Origin of the sequence: Ottowia sp. (genome assembly GCF_035444425.1) — a bacterium.
Taxonomy (GTDB): Bacteria; Pseudomonadota; Gammaproteobacteria; order Burkholderiales; family Burkholderiaceae_C; genus Ottowia.
In genome coordinates this window covers 19,036-36,945 of the sequence record NZ_DAOMOQ010000014.1, presented here as the reverse complement: position 1 = coordinate 36,945, position 17,910 = coordinate 19,036, and the positions used below count along the sequence as shown (strand labels likewise).

The following is a 17,910-nucleotide window of genomic DNA, read 5'->3' as shown; positions in this document are numbered from 1 at the left end:
GCTTCTGGGTGGCGCAGGGGAACGCTTACGGCGCGCCGACCTTGCCACTGCCGTCGTGCATCCAGCGCGCATGGGTGGGGGCCTGCTTGGTGCGGTCCCACTCGTTCAGCATGTCCCACTTGACCTCGTCCAGCGCCTTGTCCATCTGGGGCGTGGAGGTGTTGGCGGCCAGTTCCAGCCGGTGGCCGCTGGGATCGCGGAAATAGATCGACTGGAAGATGGTGTGGTCGGTCGGGCCGACGACCTCGATGCCGTCCGCCTCGAGCCTGGCCTTGACCTTCATCATGGTGTCGACCGAATCGACCTTGAGCGCCAGGTGCTGGGTCCAGGCCGGCGTGTTGGCGTCCGACGGCGCCAGCATCGGCGCCTTGGTCGGCAGCTCGAAGAAGGCCAGCACGTTGCCATTGCCGGCGTCGAGGAAGATGTGCATGTACGGGTCGGGTTCCTTGGTGGACGGCACCTGGTTCTCGGCAATCGCCAGGATGAAGTCCATATCGAGGTACTTCTGGTACCACTCGACGGTTTCCTTGGCGTTCTTGCAGCGGTAGGCAACGTGGTGGATCTTTTCAACGATCGCCATGGGGTGTCTCCTTTGGGTTGGTGAGCGGAATTTACACGCCCTCGCGCGCGATCGCCATCGCCTCGCGCAGCACGCCGATGTCACCGATGTGGTTGGCCAGCAGCAGGATCAGGCGTGCGTTGACCATGGCGCTCTGCTCGTCGCTGAGGTCGCGGTGGGTGTCGATCAGGGCCTCGTAGAAATCGTCGCCGGGCGAGTAGGCCTGGAAATAGCGATGGCCGGCTTCGCGGAAGTTGGGTTCGGTGTTCAGGGGCATGGCGGGTTTCCTTGATGGGGTCAGACGTTGCAGGTGGCGCGGGCCACGGCGGCCTTGACCTTGCCGGCGTCGAACGTGCGCCAGCGAGCGGCCACGTGCTGGTCGGGGCGCACCAGGTAGCTGCTGCCGGGCTTCAGGTCGTAGCGTTCGGCGATGCAGCCCTGGGTGTCGATCAGCGTCTTCAGCCCGCCCGGCGCCTGACCCCGCCGGGCGACGATGACGGGCTCGACCTCGATGCCATTGGCATCCGCGTTCAGCTCGCCCAGCGCCTTCGCGGTGGCGGCGTCGAGCCCCGATGCGTCCTCGACATGGTGCAGCAACTGGAAGCGGTTGCCGAGCTGTTGCAGCAGCCACCCGTCGCTGCCACCGACCTGGACCGGCGCATCGGCCATCGGCGCGCCGGGAATCATGTGGCCCTGGAACTCGTCCGTGTCGGGCGTGTTCAGGCTGGAACTGGCCAGCCAGCTCGGCACCGACAGCCGGCCGGAGTTGACCAGTGCGCGTGCGAACGGGTACTTGGCGGCCAACTCCAGCACCGCGTTGCGGAAGGTCTTGCTGGTGTTGCTCTTGGGCGTGATGAAATCGGTCGAGCGGGTCGAGTTCGCGATGTTCTCGTCGGCCGCGTAGCCGCGTTCCTCCGAATAGCTGTCGAGCAGGGTGGCTGGAGCCTTGCCATCCATCACGAGCTTGAGCTTCCAGGCCAGGTTGTCGGTGTCCTGGATGCCCGAGTTGGCGCCGCGCGCGCCGAACGGCGAAACCTGGTGCGCCGCATCGCCCACAAACAGCACGCGGCCGTGGTTGAACTGGTTCATGCGCCGGCACTGGAAGGTGTAGACGCTGACCCATTCGAGCTCGAACTCGCGCTCGTCGCCCAGCATCGCCTTGATGCGGGGGATCACCTTCTCGGGCTTCTTCTCCTGTTCCGGATCGGCCTGCCAGCCGAGCTGGAAATCGATGCGCCACACGTTGTCGGCCTGCTTGTGCAGCAGCACCGACTGGTTGGGGTGGAAGGGCGGGTCGAACCAGAACCAGCGCTCGGCCGGGAAATCGGCCTTCATCACCACGTCGGCAATGAGGAAGCGGTCCATGAAGATCTTGCCGTCGATGTCCAGGCCCAGCATGTTGCGGATCGGCGAGCGCGCGCCGTCGGCGACCACCAGCCAGTCGGTGGTGAGTGAGTAGGGGCCCTCGGGCGTTTCCACGCGCACCGTCACCTTGTCATCGCCCGGCACCACCGAGATGACATTGCTCTTGAAGCGCATCTGCAGCTTGCCCTCGAGCTGGCGCGCGCGCTCGATCAGGTACTCCTCGAGGTAGTACTGCTGCAGGTTGATCATGCCCGGGCGGTGGTGGAACGGCTCCGGGCGCAGGTTGAAGTTGAACACCTCGCTCTCGCGCAGAAAGGTGCGGCCGACGTCCCAGCTGACGCCTTTCTGCACGAACTTGTCGCCGCAGCCCATGCGGTCGAGCACTTCCAGCGCACGCTTGGCGTAGCAGACGCCGCGCGAGCCGATCGACACCGTGTCGTCGTTGTCGAGCAGCAGCACATCCTGGCCGAGCTGGGCCAGGTCGATGGCCGCCGACAGGCCGACCGGGCCGGCGCCGACCACGACCACGGGATAGTGACCTGGCTTGCCCTCGGTCAGCTCGGGTGGCTTGACGAAATCGAATTTTGGGTAGGTGAAGGTTTTCTGCACCGTTTGTCTCCTCTTGTGCTCCGCCTGATTCAATCGGCCGCGGAGCGGGCCGGATCCGCAAATGCCGTGCGCTGAGCGGTATCAGGCACGGCCATGCTCCCGCTTCAACAGCGAGGGGAAAGCGCCGTCAGGTGGCTGGGCGCTTACGCCTTCTGCAGTTCATGCCACATCTCCTGATCGCGCTCGGCGGTCCAGATGCGCGGATCGCGGATGCCGCTGGCCTCGTCGTGGGCGCGGGTCACGTCGAACGGCAGGCAGTGCTCGTAGATGAAAACATGGCCGAACTTCGGGTCCATGGCCTTGCGCGTGTGTTTCATGCAGGCGTTCAGATCCATGCCCTGCGCCACGGCTTCCCGCGCACTCTGGTACAGCGTCGACACGAAGTCGCGTGTGTAGGCCAGGCCCAGGTTCACCGCCTCTGGCGTCATCAAAGCCGGGCCGCGGCCGGGCACCAGCTTGTCGAACTTCATCGCGGCGAGGTTGTCGAGCGTCTGCGGCCAGTCGGCCAGGTAGGCGTCCCCGGTGTAGCAGGCGGCATCCGCCTCGACCAGATCGCCCGAGAAGCAGATGCTCTGCTGCGGCAGGTAGACGATGGTGTCGCCCTTGGTGTGGCCGCGGCCGATCTGCTTGATCTTGACTTCCAGCTTGCCCAGCCACAGCGTCATGTCGCCGGTGAAGGTGAGGGTGGGCCAGGTCAGTCCGGGCACGCTCTCGACGGCCTGGAACAGGCGCGGGAAGCGGCCGATCTCGGAATCCATGTCCTGCTGGCCGCGCTCGACGATCAGGTCGTAGGTGTCCTGGCTGGCGATGACCTGCTGCAGGCCTTCGTCACGATAGCCCGAGGCGCCGAGCACACGCACCGCGTGGTAGTGCGTCAGCACCACGTACTTGATCGGCTTGTCGGTGATCTCGCGAATCTTCCTGATCACGCCCTGCGCCGCCACCGGGGTGGCGGTGGCGTCGATGATCATGCAGCCGTCGTCGCCGATGATGACGCCGGTGTTCGGGTCGCCCTCGGCGGTGTAGGCGTAGGCGTTGTCAGACAGCTTGTCCCAGCTGATCTGCTTTTCTTCCAGGTCGGCCTGGGAAGCGAACTTCTTTTCGGTCATCAGGGTGTCTCCAATGCAAAGTGGGAACCGAGGCCTGATTATCGATGTTTTTAGCTATTAGTCAATGCATTTGCCTATGTTTAATAAACTGCCTTGGGAAGCGGGGCCGACAAGCGTCCGGTGGTCACGCTGGACGACCTCAAGAGAAACGGCTTTCACGCCCCCGCTGAAATCCCGGTCTCGTGGGCCGCGGTGCGCGACCAGTGGCGTGCATCGGCCAGGCGGTTCGCCTGACCACACGACCAAGAGGTAGCACTCGCCGCTTGCCCCGACAGCCGGAATTGGAGCCCCCAGGATCCAAATCCGGCCGTCAGCAGCCTCATCGACGACCCTGCGCCCCCAGCCGGCGCGAAACGGCGTCGGCATGCTCGCGCAGCATGCGTCCGGCCGGGCCGTCGATGTCGGCGTCGAACGCACCCTGCGGGCCGAACATGGTGATCACCAGCGCGATGTGCCCGGCGGTGTCGAACACCGGCGCGCACAGGGTGTTGACACCGGGCAGCGGCACCGACTGGCCGCGCCCCATGCCGGTGGCGCGGATCTCCTGCAACAGCTGCTGCACCTCGGGCGAATCGAAATCCGCGGATGTGCCACCGACCACGCGGCGATGCTCGTCCTCCAGCATGGTGCGCACCATCCTCTCGGGCAGGTAGGCGGCGAACACGCGGCCGGTGATGGTGTTGAACACCGACATCACCGTGCCGACACGCAGGTTGACATGCAGCGGGTAGCGCGGCTCGTCCAGCCGCACCACCGTCGGCCCCAGGTGGCCCCAGACCGCCAGCGCCACGCTCAGGTCGGCGCGCGCGGCGAGCAGGGCGGCCTCCTGGCTGGCTTCGGTCAGCGGATCGAGCTGCTGCAGGGCCGCCAGCCCCATCTGCAAGGCCATCGGCCCCAACTCGTAATGGCCGGTCAGCGGGCTTTGCTTGACCATGCCGGCGGCCATGAAGCTGACCAGGTACGGATGCGCCTTGCCGGGCGGCATGCCCGCCAGCTGGGCCAGTTCCTTCAGGGGCAACGGGCGGTGCTGCTCGGTCAGCACCTGCAGCACGCGCATGCCGACCACGACCGACTGGATGCGACGCTGGCGCTTGGGTTGCTCGTCCGCAGGCGGGCTCTCCAGGCCACCGCTCGGGTTCGACTCAGGACGCCGTGATGAAACCATGCCGGGATTATCCGTGCACGGCCTGATGGCACGAAGCTTGCCGATCACGCTGCCAGCAGGTTTTCTGATTTGGCGGCATGATCCGTCATCGTTTCACGTTCAAGCAAGGAGAACAACCGTGAGCCAACTCAACATCGCCGTCGTGGTGGGCAGCATTCGCAAGGAATCCTACAACCGCCAGTTCGCCGAGGCGCTGGTCAAGCAGTTTCCGGCCGAGTTCAAGGCCAGCTTCGTCCGTATCGACGATCTGCCGCTGTACAACCAGGACAGCGACGCTGCGCCGCCGGTGGCGCCGGTCAAGCGCCTGCGCGACGAGATCGCAGCGGCCGATGGCGTGCTGTTCGTCACGCCCGAGTACAACCGCTCGATCCCCGGCGGACTCAAGAACGCCATCGACCAGGCATCGCGCCCCTGGGGCGAGAGCAAATGGGCGGGCAAGCCGGCGGCGGTGGCCGGGGTGTCGATCGGCGCCGTGGGCACGGCCGTGGCGCAGGCCAATCTGCGCAGCGTGCTTTCGTTCCTGGCCATGCCCGAAATGGGCCAGCCCGAGATGTACATCCAGTGGAAGGATGGCCTGGTGGTGGACGGCGCGATCGGTCCGGACAGCCGCGAGCACGTGCAGAAGTTCGTCGACGCCTTCGTGGCCTGGGTCAAGAAGCACGCCTGACACCGGATTCCGGCCACTGCTGGCGACACGCCCGCCACCGCGCGGGTGTGCGGGTGCCCATGCGGCGTTCCGGGGAAGCCATAGAATCGCCCGCTGAAGTGCGTTTGACGACACGGCCACGGGAACCTTGACGGCGGGTTTGGGCTCCAGCCATGCGCCACGGCGCGAACCATCCCGGAGAAGACCATCTTGCCCAGTTCCCTGTTCACCCAGCCACGCCGCGTGTTCGCGGGCATCGCCATCCTGTGCGCCGGCATGCTCGCCTACGGCATCCTGTACCTGCAGAACGTGGTCGGACTGGAGCCTTGCCCGATGTGCATCGTGCAGCGCTACTGCCTGATTTTGCTGGGCGTGTTCAGCGCGCTGGCGGCATTCTCGAAAGGGCCGGTCGGCTGGCGCTTCTGGGGTCTGCTGGGAGTTGCCATCGGCAGCTTCGGCGCCTTCACCGCAGCGCGCCAGAGCTGGCTGCAGTGGAACCCGCCGGAGCTCGCCACCTGCGGACGCGACCTGTTCGGCATGATCGAATCATTTCCCCTGCAGCGCGCAATCCCCATGATCTTTCGCGGCGCCGGCGACTGCAGCGCGATCGACTGGACCTTCATGGGTCTGACCATCGCCAACTGGTCATTCGTCTGGTTCGTGATCTTCATCATCGCCATCCTGGTCACGCTGCTGAAACTGCCCAGCCGGCGCAACGGGGTCATGCCGGCCTGACTTGGCTTGGCTCTGCAGAACGGGAAAGCGGCCATCGGCCGCTTTTTTCATGGTGGTTCCGCAGCGCGTCGTCAGGTCCGCTTGAGCACGCGCAGCAGCAGGACCAGGATGACCGCTCCGAGCGTCGCCACCACGATGCTGCCCAGCAGGCCGCCACCGACCGCGCCACCCAGGGAGCCGAACAGGAAGCCGCCGAGCAGCGCGCCCAGCACACCGACGATGAGATCACCGACCAGGCCGAAACCGCCACCCTTGACCAACACGCCGGCCAGCCAGCCGGCGATCAACCCGACGAGAATGAACCAGATGAGTTCCATGGCGCCTGACTCCCGAACAGTACTGCGATGACCTACTGTAGGCAGCGGCCCCGGTCGCCGCCGTAGGAGAAGTACCCGCACAGCTGCCAGCAAGACTGGCGATTGCGCTACAGTTTCTTGACCAGCACCTGGCTCTTGCGGTCCCAGTTGTACTTGCGCTTGCGCGCTTCGGGCAGCCACTCGGGGTCCATCGGCTGGAAGCCGCGCTTGATGAACCAGTGCATGGTGCGCGTGGTCAGCACGAAGATGCTTTGCAGTCCGGCTTCGCGGGCGCGCTGCTCGATCCGCTTGAGCACCTTCTCGCCATCGCCCTGGCCCTGGCTTTGCGACGACACGGTGAGCGCCGCCATCTCGCCGGTCTTGGCTTCCGGATAGGGATACAGCGCGGCGCAGGCGAACAGCACGCCGTCGTGCTCGACGATGCTGTAGTTGCCGATGTCGCGCTCGATCTCGGTGCGGCTGCGCTTGACCAGGGTGCCGTCCTGCTCGAACGGCTCGATCAGGCGCAGGATGCCGGCCACGTCATCATGGGTCGCTTCGCGCAGGCTCTCCAGCTTCTCGTCGACCACCATGGTGCCGATGCCGTCGTGCATGTAGATTTCCAGCAGCACCGAGCCGTCGACCGCGAACGGCAGGATGTGGCTGCGCTCGACGCCGTGCTCGCAGGCGGTGACGCAGTGGCGCAGGTAGAAGCCCACGTCGGTGGCGTGCTCGGGCATCGGCAGGCGCGCCATCAGCGCGCGCGCCTCGGCCAGCGGGATCTCGGTGTCGATCGGGTTGTCGTCGGCCTCGGGTTCCAGCGGCCGCACGCGGATGCCGGGCCGTTCGGTCAGGAAGATCAGCTTGTCGGCCTGCAGCGCCATGGCGACCGAGGTCGCCACTTCCTCCATCGACAGGTTGAACGCCTCGCCGGTGGGCGAGAAGCCGACCGGCGAGATCAGCACCAGCGCGCCGGCGTCGAGCGAGCGTGTGATGCCCGCCACGTCGACCTTGCGCACCACACCGGTGCTCTTGAAATCGACGCCGTCGATGATGCCCATCGGCCGCGCGGTCAGGAAGTTGCCCGAGATCACGCGCACCTTGGAGCCGGCCATCGGCGTGTTCGGCAGGCCCTGGCTGAAGGCGGCCTCGACCTCGTAGCGCAGTTGGCCGGCCGCCTCCTGCGCGCAGTCCAGCGCCACCTCGTCGGTGATGCGCAGGCCATGGTGGTACCTGGCCTCGTGGCCCTTGGCACGGAGCTGTTCATTGACCTGCGGGCGGAAGCCGTGCACCAGCACGATCCGCACGCCCATGCTCTGGATCAGCGCCAGGTCGGTGGCGATGTTGCCCAGCTTGCCGGCCGCAACCGCCTCGCCGACCACGCCGACCACAAAGGTCTTGCCGCGGTGCATGTGGATGTACGGTGCCACCGCGCGAAACCAGGGGACGAAGGTGAAGTTGAAGACGGTGGACATGCCGGGATGAGGTGCGCAGGGGCGGCGAGGGCGCGCCGACGGAAGAAAGGCGCAAGTTTAACGAGCGCGGCAGCCTGCGCAGGGTGCCGATGCGCACTCAGACCTCGCTGGGTCGTTGCCCGGGGGCAAGATTCAGGACTCCGGAACGTGCTTGTCTGCCTTCGCATTGCTGCACGCGTGAGCCGGATTTCAGCTCCGGGCCGGCTTGCCCGAAGCACGCGCCTTGGCCAGGCGGCGGTACACGGTGGCGCGGCTCAGGCCCAGGGTTTGCGCCGCCTGGCTGACGTTGCCGCCGGCGGCGCGCACAGCCTGGTGGATCAGGTCGTTTTCCAGCGCCCGCAGCGGCAGCTGCGGGCCCGCCGGGCGGCCCGGGGCGCTGGCGGTCCGGACGGCATGCACCCAGACGCGCAGGCCGGACCACAAGGGCACGCTGGCCGGCAGCCCGCGCTGCGCCTGGTCGAACAGCTGCATCCAGGGCTGGGCGAACAGATCACCGGCATGCAGCGCGCCGCCCGCCAGGCCGGCCAGCGCCGGCAGCATGGCGCGCGCGGCCGGGTTGGCACTGACCACGGCGCCTTCGCCGTCCAGGCAGAGCAGGGCGCCACCGTCGCCGTCGGCCGCTGCGTCGTCCCAGGCCAGGCGCATGCGCAGCGCGTGCGGCACCGCCAGCGTCAAGGCATCCTCGATCGCGCGGGCCGAGCGTGCCACCAGGTGCTTGAGCTCCGGCCGCTCGGCCACGTTGATGCCGGTCAGGTCCAGCATGCCGACGCAGCCGCCGCGCGGGCCGAACAGCGGCGCGCCAGCGCAGCTGTAGACGCTGGTGGCGTCGAAAAAGTGCTCGCCGCGGTGCAGCCAGACCGGATGCAGCTCGCCCAGCGCGGCGCCGATGGCACTGGTGCCGATGCTGCGCTCGGACAGATCGACACCCACCCGCGCGATCACCTCGGCATGGCGATCATGTCGGTCGATAGCGCCGGCGGTCTCGACCACGCAGCCCTCGGCGTCGGTCAGGATGGCGAAATAGCGGATCGGCGCCACGGCACGCGCCAGACGCTGCATCTCCGGGCGGGCAGCGGCCAGCAGCGCGTGGTGCGCGTTCTCGGCGCGGCGGCGCGCCCCGGCCGGCACCAGGTCGAAGCCGATGGCCTGCTCGGGCCGTCGGCCCTGCTGCAGGCAGCGTTGCCAGGAGCGCGTGATCCAGGCACGGTCGAACCAGGCCTCGACCAGCGTGGTGGTGGCCGACGCGCCCTCCTGCAGCACGGCCGCGCGGGCCCGCTCGATCTGGTACTGGCGCTGCTCCGGCATGAGTCAAGTCATCGATCGCACGAACAAGTGGATGTCCTCGCGGACGAGGGTCCGGATCATTGTCTCATTCTGAGAATATCGGCCGCCCACGCGCGGAACCTAGGGTTTCACCTAGCCGACGAGCCGGACGGTCCCTCAAGAATGAGAGGTTCACTGTCCCACCAACTCTTCGAACCGACGGGAGACAAACCATGCAGCTGCAACTGAAGGTCAACGGCAAGCCGGTGACCGCTGACGTTCCCCCCAACACCCTGCTGGTGCAGCTGCTGCGCGAGCACCTGCAGCTGACCGGCACCCACGTCGGCTGCGACACCGCGCAGTGCGGCGCCTGCACCGTGCTGGTGCAATCGGACGGCGGCGAGAGCCGCGCCATCAAGTCCTGCAACGTGCTGGCGGCGCAGATGCAGGGCGCCGAGGTGACCACCATCGAAGGCATCGCCGCCGCCGACGGCACCATGCACCCGATGCAGGCCGCGTTCAAGGACGCCCACGGCCTGCAGTGCGGCTTCTGCACCCCCGGCATGGTGCTCAGCAGCATCGACCTGCTGGCGCAGCACCCGCAGGCCAGCGAGGCCGAGATCCGCGAACTGCTGGAAGGCAATATCTGCCGCTGCACCGGCTACCAGAACATCGTGAAAGCGGTGCAACAGGCCCAGCAGGCCATGGCCTGACCGCGCCAGCCAAGGAGACAAGACCATGGGTGCCAACGAATTTGCAAAGCTGCCGCACATCGGCGAATCGATTAAGCGCAAGGAGGACGAGCGCTTCCTGACCGGTGTCGGCCAGTACACCGACGACATCAATCTGCCGAACCAGAAATACGCCGTGTTCGTGCGCTCGCCGCACGCGCACGCCATCGTCAAGAGCGTCGACACCGGCGCCGCATCGGCCATGCCCGGCGTGGCGCGCGTGTTCACCGGCAAGGACATCGAGGGCAAGATGGGTGGCCTGCCCTGCGGCTGGCTGATCAGCAACCCCGACGGCTCGCCGATGAAGGAGCCGCCACACCCGATCCTGGCCATCCACAAGGTACGCTATGTCGGTGACCACGTGGCCATGGTGGTGGCCGACACGCTGCAGCAGGCCAAGGACGCCGCCGAGGCCGTGGAGGTCGACTACGAGGTGCTCGACGCGGTGATCGACATGCGCACGGCAAGCAATGGCCCGGCGCTGCACGACGAAGCGCCGGACAACCACTGCTACAAGTGGACGCTGGGCGACAAGGCGGCGGTGCAGGAGGCCTTCGCCAAGGCGGCCCACGTGAGCAAGATCGAACTGGTCAACAACCGCCTGATCCCCAACGCCATGGAGCCGCGCGCGGCCATCGCCAGCTACAACCGCGCGACCGAGGAATACCAGCTCTACACCACCAGCCAGAACCCGCACGTCGCGCGCCTGCTGCTGACGGCCTTCGTGCTGCAACTGCCCGAGCACAAGGTGCGCGTGATCGCGCCCGACGTTGGTGGCGGCTTCGGCTCCAAGATCTTCCTCTATGCCGAAGAGGTCGCCTGCACCTGGGCCGCCAAGCAACTCAACTGCGCCATCAAGTGGACCGCCGAGCGTGCCGAGTCCTTCGTCAGCGACGCCCACGGGCGCGACCACATCACGCAGGCCGAGATGGCGATGGACCAGGACGGCAAGTTCCTGGCGCTGCGCGTGCACACAGACGCCAACCTGGGCTCCTACCTGTCCACCTTCGCCTCCAGCGTGCCGACCATCCTGTATGGCACGCTGCTGGCAGGCCAGTACACCACGCCGCAGATCTACGTCGAGGTCGATGGCTGGTTCACCAGCACCGCACCGGTCGATGCCTACCGCGGCGCCGGCCGGCCCGAGGCCACCTACGTGCTGGAGCGCCTGGTCACCCGTTGCGCCTGGGACCTGGGCTTGAGCCAGGACGAGATCCGCAAGCGCAACTTCATCACCAGCTTCCCGTACCAGACGCCGGTGGCGCTGCAGTACGACGTCGGCGACTATCCGGCCTGCATGGCGCAGTCGCAGGAACTCGCCGACGTGGCCGGTTTCGAGGCGCGCCGCGCCGCCAGCGAGGCCAAGGGGCTCAGGCGCGGCATCGGCTACTCGAGCTACATCGAGGCCTGCGGCCTGGCGCCGAGCAACATCGCCGGCGCGCTCGGTGCCCGGGCCGGCCTGTTCGAAGCCGGCGAGGTGCGCGTGCACCCCACGGGCAGCGTGACGGTGTTCACCGGCTCGCACAGTCACGGGCAAGGGCACGAGACCACCTTCGCGCAGTTGGTGGCGGCACGGCTCGGCATCGACCCATCGCAGGTCGACATCGTGCACGGCGACACCGGCCGCGTGCCCTTCGGCATGGGCACCTACGGCAGCCGATCGCTCAGCGTGGGCGGCACGGCGATCATGAAGGCGCTCGACAAGATCGAGACCAAGGCGAAGAAAATCGCCGCCCACCTGATGGAGGCCAGCGACGCCGACATCGAGTTCAGCGGCGGCGAGTTCAGCGTCAAGGGCACCGACAAGAAGATCCCCTTCGCCCAGGTGGCGCTGACCGCCTATGTGCCGCACAACTACCCGCTCGACAAGCTGGAGCCGGGCCTGAACGAGACCGCGTTCTACGACCCGACCAACTTCACCTACCCGGCCGGCACCTACATCTGCGAGGTCGAGGTCGATCCAGCCACCGGCGTGGTGCGGGTGGACCGCTTCACCGCCGTCGATGACTTCGGCGTCATCGTCAACCCGATGATCGTCGAAGGCCAGGTGCACGGCGGCCTGGCGCAGGGCATCGGCCAGGCGCTGCTGGAGCACGGCGTCTACGACCCGGACAGCGGCCAGCTGCTGACCGGCAGCTACATGGACTACACCATGCCGCGCGCGGCCGACTTCCCCGAGTTCAGGCTCGGCCACGTCTGCACGCCCTGCACGCACAACCCGATCGGCAGCAAGGGCTGCGGCGAGGCCGGTGCCATCGGCTCGCCACCGGCGGTGATCAACGCCGTGCTGGACGCGCTCCGGCCGCTGGGCGTGAAGGACTTCGACATGCCCGCCACGCCGCACCGCGTGTGGCAGGCGATCCAGAACGCCCAGGCTTGAGGAGATCGACACCATGTATGCATTCACCTTTGAACGTCCCACCAGCCAGGCCGACGCCGTCAAGCTGGCGCAGGCCGGGGGCAAGCTGCTGGCCGGTGGCCAGACTCTGCTGGCCTCGATGAAGCTGCGCCTGGCCAACCCGGAACAACTGGTCGACCTGGGCGCCATCCAGGACCTGGCCGGTATCCGCAGGGAGGGCAGCAGCCTGGTCATCGGCGCCATGACGCGCCACGCCGACGTGGCGGCGAACGCCGAGGTGCGCGGCGCCATCCCCGCGCTGGCGGAACTGGCCGCCGGCATTGGCGACAAGCAGGTGCGGGCCATGGGCACGCTGGGCGGCTCGGTGGCCAACAACGATCCGGCCGCCGACTACCCCGCCGCCGTGCTGGCGCTGGGCGCGACCATCGTCACCGACCGGCGCGAGATCGCGGCGGACGATTACTTCCAGGGCCTGTTCGCCACCGCGCTGGAGGACGGCGAGCTGATCACCGCCGTGCGCTTCCCGATCCCGAAGCGCGCCGCCTACGCCAAGTTCCGCCAGCCGGCCTCGCTGTTCGCGCTGATCGGCGTGTTCGTCGCCGACACCGGCGATGGCGTGCGGGCGGTGGTGACCGGCGGCGGCAACGGCGTGTTCCGTCATGCTGGCCTCGAGACCGCGCTCGGCCAGAGCTTCACGCCCGAGGCCGCAGCCGGCGTCAAGACCGACGCCGGTGAATTGAACGGCGACCTGCACGGCAGCGCAGAGTACCGCGCGCACCTGGTCGGCGTGATGGCAAAGCAGGCGGTCGCGAAGGCGCTGGCCTGAGCGCTGCCACCGTGGGAGCGGCCGGGGCACGCAGGGCGGGACGGCACCGCCAGCGTGGTCCAAGCCACTCCCACACGAAGCATGAAACTGACCAGCGCTTGACCGGCAAGCCAGAGCAGTTCTGGAATCGATAGTCAATGAGCGCTCCCATCCCGCCCTTTCAAACCATCGACGCGCTGATGCAGGCGCTCGAAGGCGCCGGCTACTTCGCTGACCGGCGCCTGGCGACCGCCGCCTTCCTGGCGCTCAGGCTGCAGCGGCCCCTGCTGCTCGAGGGCGAGCCCGGCGTCGGCAAGACCGAGCTCGCCAAGTCGCTGGCTCAGGCGCTGCAGCGCGAGCTGATCCGCCTGCAGTGCTACGACGGCCTGGAGCAGCGCGAGGCGCTGTACGAGTGGAACTACACCGCACAGCTGCTGCACCTGCGCGCCGCCGAGGGACGCGCGCCCGCGGACGAGATCGAGCGCGAGGTCTACCAGCCGCACTACCTGATCCGTCGGCCGCTGCTGCAGGCGCTGCAGACGCCGCCGCCCGGCGCCGTGCTGCTGATCGACGAGGTCGACCGTGCCGACGAACCCTTCGAGGCCTTTCTGCTCGAGTACCTGGGCGAGTACCAGGTCAGCATCCCCGAGCTGGGCACGGTGCGCGCGGCCGCCACGCCGGTCACGATCCTCACCAGCAACCGCACGCGCGAATTGAACGATGCGGTCAAGCGCCGCTGCCTGTACCACTGGCTCGACTACCCCGAGCGCGAGCGCGAACTGGCGATCGTGCGCGCCCGCGTGCCCGAGGCGCCGCAGGCCCTGGCCGACCAGGTGGCGGCCTTCGTGCACCGGCTGCGCAGCACGCCACACGCGGCACTGTTCCAGCGCGCCCCCGGCATCGCCGAAAGCGTCGAATGGGCCAAGGCGCTGGTCGCGCTCGACACCCTGGCGCTCGATCCGGAGGTGGTGCAGGGCACGGCCGGCGTGCTGTTCAAGCAGCGCGAGGACGTCGCGGCGCTGACGCGGGAACTGATCACGGAGGTGCTGGCAACGGAGGAGGGCGCGTGAGCACCCTGCTCGGCGACGCCCGCAGCGGCAAGCTGGCCGACAACCTGACCGCTTTCGGCCGCACGCTGCGCCGCGCCGGCCTGCGCGTTGATGCCGCGCGCATCGCGCTGGCTCAGCAGGCGCTGCAGCACACCGGCGTCGACCGCCGCGGCGACGTCAGCGCCGCGTTGGAGGCCGTGCTGGTCAGCCGTGAGGAAGACCGCGCCGTGTTCCGCGAGTTGTTCGACGCCTTCTTCCGCGACCCCGAACTGGCGCACAAGCTGCTGGCGCAGATGCTGCCGCGTGCCGACGGCACGGCCGAGCCGCCACGCCAGCGCCCGCGCGTGCGTGAAGCGCTGGCGCCGCCCAAGGCAGCGCAGGCGCCACGCGCGCCACGGGCCACCGACAAGGAGTTCGAGTTCGACGCCACCATGACGGCGAGCGAACTGGCGCGCCTGAAGCACGCGGACTTCAACCAGTTGTCGGCCAGCGAATACCGGCTCATCGAGCGCCTGGTGCGCGACATCCGGCTGCCGGTGCCCACAGTGCCGGCGCGGCGGGTGCGCACCGGCTGGCGCGGCGCGCGCATGCACTGGAGCCACACGCTGCGGGACGCCGCCCGCACCGGCGGCGAGCTGATGACGCTGCACCGCCTGCAGCGCCGGCGCGAGCCGCTGCCGCTGCTGCTGCTAGTCGACGTGTCGGGTTCGATGGAGCGCTACGCGCGCCTGCTGCTGGCCTTTCTGCACGCTGCCACCCAGCACATCGATGGCCAGCGCATCCGGCGCGATGCGTTTGCCTTCGGCATGCACCTGACCGATCTGACGCCAGCCTTCCGCGAAGCCGATACCGACGCCATGCTGCGCGTGGCCGGCCGCGCCATCGACGACTTTGCCGGCGGGACGCGCTTGGGCGACGCACTGGCCACGCTGCGCCAGCAGCATGCGCGCCGCCTGGTCGGCCGCCGCACCCTGGTGCTGCTGGTCAGCGACGGCCTCGACACCGGCGAACCCGAGGACCTGGCGCGCGAGCTGGACTGGCTGGGGCGCCACAGCCGCGCCCTGCTGTGGCTCAACCCCTTGATGCGCTACGACGGCTACGCACCCACCGCACGCTGCGCCGCGGTGCTGCACCGCGCCGCCGATGGCATGCTGGCGGTGCACAACGTCAGCAAGCTGCAGGATCTGGCGGACGGCATCGCATCGCTGATGAAGAACTAGGACGACGGAGAATCATCCCATGGACATGCAAGGCAGCAGGCAACTCGCCGTGACGCAGCAACAGGCCTGGCAAGCGCTGAACGACCCCGAGGTGCTGAAGGCCTGCATCCCCGGCTGCGACAGCATCGAGGCCACGGGCGAGAACGCCTATGCGCTGGTCAATGCGATCAAGGTCGGCCCGGTGTCGGCCAAGTTCAAGGGCAACATCCAACTGGCCGACGTCAATGCACCCGAGAGCTACACGCTCAATTTCGAGGGCAACGGCGGGGCCGCCGGCTTCGGCAAGGGCAGCGCCAAGGTCGTGCTGACGCCCAACGACGCCGGCTGCGAACTGGGCTACACGGTGCATGCCACGGTGGGCGGCAAGATCGCCCAGGTCGGCCAGCGCCTGATCGACGGCGTCGCCAAGTCGACGGCCGAGAACTTCTTCAAGCGCTTCGACGAGGAAATGCAGCAGCGCCATCCGGCCCCGGCCGGCGCAGAAGCCGCGCCGGCCGCAGTGGCACAACCCGCGCGCGGAGTGCCGGCATGGGTGTGGATCGCTGGCGCGATCGTGCTGCTGCTGGGATACTGGCTGCTGCGAAGTTGAAGCGAATGACCCAAAGGAGGTCCAGCCATGGATAACCTTGATCTGACGGTGCTGCGCGCGCTGCGCGACTGGCGGCTGGCCGGCAAGCCGGCCCTGCTGGCCACGGTGGTGCGCACCTGGGGTTCCTCGCCGCGCCCGGTCGGCTCGATCATGGCGCTGGCCGGCAGCGGCGCGGTGGTCGGCTCGGTGTCGGGCGGCTGCATCGAGGACGACCTGATCGCTCGCTACACCCACCCCGGTGCCAAGGACGCGATCGGTCCGACCGGCCCGCCGCAGTTCGCCAAGTACGGCGTCACGGCGGACGAAGCGCACCGCTTCGGACTGCCCTGCGGCGGCACGCTGGAGGTGCTGCTGGAATACGATCCCGACCCGCAGGCACTGGCCGAGCTGGTCGAGGCGCTGGACGCCGGACGCCTGATCCGCCGCAGCGTGCGCCTGTCCGACGGCACGGTCACGCAAGCGCCGGCGGACGAGCCCGATGAACTGAGCGTCGACGAGACCGAGCTGATTAACACCTTCGGCCCCGGCTACCGCATGCTGCTGATCGGCGCCGGCCAGCTAGGCGAGTACCTGGCGACGATGGCGCTGTTCTGCGGCTTTACCGTCACCGTGTGCGATCCGCGCGAGGAATACCGCGGCGCCTGGAGCGTGAAGGGCGCGACCGTTGACGCCCGCATGCCCGACGACGTGGTGCTCGACTTCAAGCCCGATGGCCGCAGTTGCGTGCTGGCGCTGACGCACGACCCCAAGCTGGACGACCTGGCGCTGCTGGAGGCGATCAAGACCGAGGCCTTCTACGTCGGCGCCATCGGCAGCCGGCGCAACAACGCGCTGCGCCGTGAGCGCATGATCGAGCACTTTGAGCAGACCGAGGACAGCCTGAAGACGCTGCGCGGGCCGATCGGCATCTACATCGGCAGCAAGACCCCGCCCGAGATCGCTGTCAGCATCATGGCCGAGGTGCTGGCGGTGAAGAACGGCGTGGCGCTGCCGCGCGACATGGACATCGCCCACGTGAAGGACACGCAAGGCGTGGCCTTCAGCGACGCCGGCGCGCCGGTCTGCTACGTCGGCTGATGCGAGCCGAGCGCATCGGCGCCATCGTCATGGCCGCCGGTGCCGGCCGGCGCATGGGCTACCGCCCGAAGTGCCTGCTGCAGAACGAGGGCATGCCGCTGATCGAGCGCACGCTGCGCCTGCTGCTTCAGTCCGGCGTGGCACCGGTGGTGGTGGTGCTCGGCCATCACGCTGAACGCATCGAGTTGGTGCTGCAGCGCCTGCGCGATACGCTGGGGGCGCCGGAGCGGCTGCAATGGGTGCACAACGCCGAGCCGGACGCCGGGCAGGGCGGCTCGACCCGCTGCGGCCTGGCCGCGCTGCCGCCCGATCTGGACGGCGTGCTGGTCGCACTGGCCGACCAGCCGCTGCTGCAGGCGCAGGACGTCCGCGCCATCCTGGATGCCTGGGCCGGGCGGGCGCCCGGCGTCGAGCTGGTGCTGCCGACGCACCAGGGCCAGCCCGGCCACCCGCTGGTGTTCGGCCCGGCCGTGCGCCGCACCGTGGCCGCCGGGCAGGGCGGCGAGGGCGTGCGCGAATGGCGCCGCACGCATGCGGCGCAGGTACAGGCGCTGGCGCTCGATCACGCCCGCTGCACCACCGACATCGACACCGAGGCCGACGTGGCGCGGCTGGCGGCCGAGCAGGGCGTGCAGCTCAACTGGGCCGAGTGACCCTAGAAACAGCAGTTGACCGCTCGCCATCCTTGGGCAACCCGCATGCGTGCTGACTTTCACGACTTCGATCACGTTCACCGGTTGGGTGAGCGCGCTATGCACCCGATCGCACCGCGCTGGCCGCACCATGCCGCGTTGCTCGTCCTTGTAGGCACGAGCCTGCGGCGTCGTCTCGCCTTGCCTGGCACGCCCATCGCGGCAC

At 68.2% G+C, this 17,910-nt stretch carries 18 protein-coding genes; 10 read left to right on the top strand and 8 right to left on the bottom strand.

Translation table 11 applies throughout. The features are described 5' to 3' along the window. Positions 1–25 precede the first annotated feature (25 nt). The 5 genes from PK606_RS07645 to PK606_RS07625 form a co-directional block, all read right to left on the bottom strand. Positions 26–580 carry a VOC family protein gene (locus tag PK606_RS07645; RefSeq protein WP_324562411.1) on the bottom strand — a complete coding sequence of 185 codons (555 nt, stop codon included), beginning with the start codon at positions 578–580 and terminating at the stop codon, positions 26–28. Positions 581–611: 31 nt separating this feature from the next. Beyond that, positions 612–836, bottom strand: a complete 225-nt coding sequence (locus PK606_RS07640; protein ID WP_324562409.1) for a DUF2783 domain-containing protein — start codon at positions 834–836, stop codon at positions 612–614. A gap of 20 nt (positions 837–856) precedes the next feature. Continuing rightward, a complete protein-coding gene (locus PK606_RS07635) occupies positions 857–2,533 on the bottom strand; it encodes an FAD-dependent oxidoreductase (RefSeq protein ID WP_324562407.1) in 1,677 nt (558 codons plus the stop codon). A gap of 143 nt (positions 2,534–2,676) precedes the next feature. Further along, the gene (locus PK606_RS07630) at positions 2,677–3,642 is read right to left on the bottom strand and encodes an MBL fold metallo-hydrolase (RefSeq protein ID WP_324562404.1); all 966 of its coding nucleotides are present in this window, start codon (positions 3,640–3,642) and stop codon (positions 2,677–2,679) included. 319 nt (positions 3,643–3,961) lie between these two features. After that, complete coding sequence (locus tag PK606_RS07625; protein WP_324562402.1) at positions 3,962–4,807, bottom strand: IclR family transcriptional regulator; 846 nt, start codon at positions 4,805–4,807, stop codon at positions 3,962–3,964. Between the two features lie 118 nt (positions 4,808–4,925). Between PK606_RS07625 and PK606_RS07620 the strand changes: the two genes are divergently transcribed. Together PK606_RS07620 and PK606_RS07615 are read left to right on the top strand one after the other, a co-directional pair. After that, positions 4,926–5,474, top strand: a complete 549-nt coding sequence (locus PK606_RS07620) for an NADPH-dependent FMN reductase (RefSeq protein WP_324562399.1) — start codon at positions 4,926–4,928, stop codon at positions 5,472–5,474. A 186-nt stretch (positions 5,475–5,660) separates the two neighbouring features. After that, positions 5,661–6,188, top strand: coding sequence for a disulfide bond formation protein B (locus PK606_RS07615; RefSeq protein ID WP_502920803.1), 528 nt, complete (start codon positions 5,661–5,663; stop codon positions 6,186–6,188). Positions 6,189–6,259: 71 nt separating this feature from the next. Here PK606_RS07615 and PK606_RS07610 read toward each other — a convergent pair whose 3' ends face one another. The 3 genes from PK606_RS07610 to PK606_RS07600 form a co-directional block, all read right to left on the bottom strand. After that, a complete protein-coding gene (locus PK606_RS07610) occupies positions 6,260–6,505 on the bottom strand; it encodes a GlsB/YeaQ/YmgE family stress response membrane protein (protein WP_324562395.1) in 246 nt (81 codons plus the stop codon). 107 nt (positions 6,506–6,612) lie between these two features. Further along, positions 6,613–7,959 carry an amino-acid N-acetyltransferase gene (argA, locus tag PK606_RS07605; RefSeq protein ID WP_324562394.1) on the bottom strand — a complete coding sequence of 449 codons (1,347 nt, stop codon included), beginning with the start codon at positions 7,957–7,959 and terminating at the stop codon, positions 6,613–6,615. Between the two features lie 189 nt (positions 7,960–8,148). After that, entirely contained in the window at positions 8,149–9,264 is a 1,116-nt protein-coding gene (locus PK606_RS07600) for a helix-turn-helix domain-containing protein (protein ID WP_324562392.1), read from the bottom strand. Between the two features lie 191 nt (positions 9,265–9,455). Between PK606_RS07600 and PK606_RS07595 the strand changes: the two genes are divergently transcribed. From PK606_RS07595 to PK606_RS07560, 8 genes are all read left to right on the top strand, one after another. Then, complete coding sequence (locus PK606_RS07595; protein WP_324562390.1) at positions 9,456–9,935, top strand: (2Fe-2S)-binding protein; 480 nt, start codon at positions 9,456–9,458, stop codon at positions 9,933–9,935. A gap of 25 nt (positions 9,936–9,960) precedes the next feature. Continuing rightward, positions 9,961–12,333, top strand: a complete 2,373-nt coding sequence (locus tag PK606_RS07590) for a xanthine dehydrogenase family protein molybdopterin-binding subunit (RefSeq protein WP_324562388.1) — start codon at positions 9,961–9,963, stop codon at positions 12,331–12,333. Positions 12,334–12,346: 13 nt separating this feature from the next. Beyond that, positions 12,347–13,138, top strand: coding sequence for an FAD binding domain-containing protein (locus tag PK606_RS07585; RefSeq protein ID WP_324562386.1), 792 nt, complete (start codon positions 12,347–12,349; stop codon positions 13,136–13,138). Between the two features lie 137 nt (positions 13,139–13,275). Next, the gene (locus PK606_RS07580; protein ID WP_324562384.1) at positions 13,276–14,187 is read left to right on the top strand and encodes an AAA family ATPase; all 912 of its coding nucleotides are present in this window, start codon (positions 13,276–13,278) and stop codon (positions 14,185–14,187) included. Beyond that, positions 14,184–15,386, top strand: coding sequence for a vWA domain-containing protein (locus PK606_RS07575; protein WP_324562381.1), 1,203 nt, complete (start codon positions 14,184–14,186; stop codon positions 15,384–15,386). Before PK606_RS07580 ends, PK606_RS07575 begins: the two co-directional genes overlap by 4 nt. A 19-nt stretch (positions 15,387–15,405) precedes the next feature. Next, on the top strand, positions 15,406–15,975 hold the full coding sequence (locus PK606_RS07570; protein ID WP_324562378.1) for an SRPBCC family protein: 570 nt from the start codon (positions 15,406–15,408) through the stop codon (positions 15,973–15,975). Positions 15,976–16,002: 27 nt separating this feature from the next. Next, positions 16,003–17,052 carry an XdhC family protein gene (locus PK606_RS07565; protein WP_324562375.1) on the top strand — a complete coding sequence of 350 codons (1,050 nt, stop codon included), beginning with the start codon at positions 16,003–16,005 and terminating at the stop codon, positions 17,050–17,052. Next, a complete protein-coding gene (locus PK606_RS07560) occupies positions 17,052–17,705 on the top strand; it encodes a nucleotidyltransferase family protein (protein ID WP_324562372.1) in 654 nt (217 codons plus the stop codon). Before PK606_RS07565 ends, PK606_RS07560 begins: the two co-directional genes overlap by 1 nt. Positions 17,706–17,910: the final 205 nt, after the last annotated feature.

Bases quoted from the DNA above. Each gene is read 5' to 3' on its own strand.
- PK606_RS07560 (WP_324562372.1), top strand. From the start codon at position 17,052: ATGCGAGCCGAGCGCATCGGCGCCATCGTCATGGCCGCCGGTGCCGGC.
- PK606_RS07580 (WP_324562384.1), top strand. From the start codon at position 13,276: ATGAGCGCTCCCATCCCGCCCTTTCAAACCATCGACGCGCTGATGCAG.
- PK606_RS07585 (WP_324562386.1), top strand. From the start codon at position 12,347: ATGTATGCATTCACCTTTGAACGTCCCACCAGCCAGGCCGACGCCGTC.
- argA (WP_324562394.1), bottom strand. From the start codon at position 7,959: ATGTCCACCGTCTTCAACTTCACCTTCGTCCCCTGGTTTCGCGCGGTG.
- PK606_RS07625 (WP_324562402.1), bottom strand. From the start codon at position 4,807: ATGGTTTCATCACGGCGTCCTGAGTCGAACCCGAGCGGTGGCCTGGAG.
- PK606_RS07565 (WP_324562375.1), top strand. From the start codon at position 16,003: ATGGATAACCTTGATCTGACGGTGCTGCGCGCGCTGCGCGACTGGCGG.
- PK606_RS07630 (WP_324562404.1), bottom strand. From the start codon at position 3,642: ATGACCGAAAAGAAGTTCGCTTCCCAGGCCGACCTGGAAGAAAAGCAG.
- PK606_RS07610 (WP_324562395.1), bottom strand. From the start codon at position 6,505: ATGGAACTCATCTGGTTCATTCTCGTCGGGTTGATCGCCGGCTGGCTG.
- PK606_RS07600 (WP_324562392.1), bottom strand. From the start codon at position 9,264: ATGCCGGAGCAGCGCCAGTACCAGATCGAGCGGGCCCGCGCGGCCGTG.
- PK606_RS07595 (WP_324562390.1), top strand. From the start codon at position 9,456: ATGCAGCTGCAACTGAAGGTCAACGGCAAGCCGGTGACCGCTGACGTT.
- PK606_RS07645 (WP_324562411.1), bottom strand. From the start codon at position 580: ATGGCGATCGTTGAAAAGATCCACCACGTTGCCTACCGCTGCAAGAAC.
- PK606_RS07640 (WP_324562409.1), bottom strand. From the start codon at position 836: ATGCCCCTGAACACCGAACCCAACTTCCGCGAAGCCGGCCATCGCTAT.
- PK606_RS07590 (WP_324562388.1), top strand. From the start codon at position 9,961: ATGGGTGCCAACGAATTTGCAAAGCTGCCGCACATCGGCGAATCGATT.
- PK606_RS07570 (WP_324562378.1), top strand. From the start codon at position 15,406: ATGGACATGCAAGGCAGCAGGCAACTCGCCGTGACGCAGCAACAGGCC.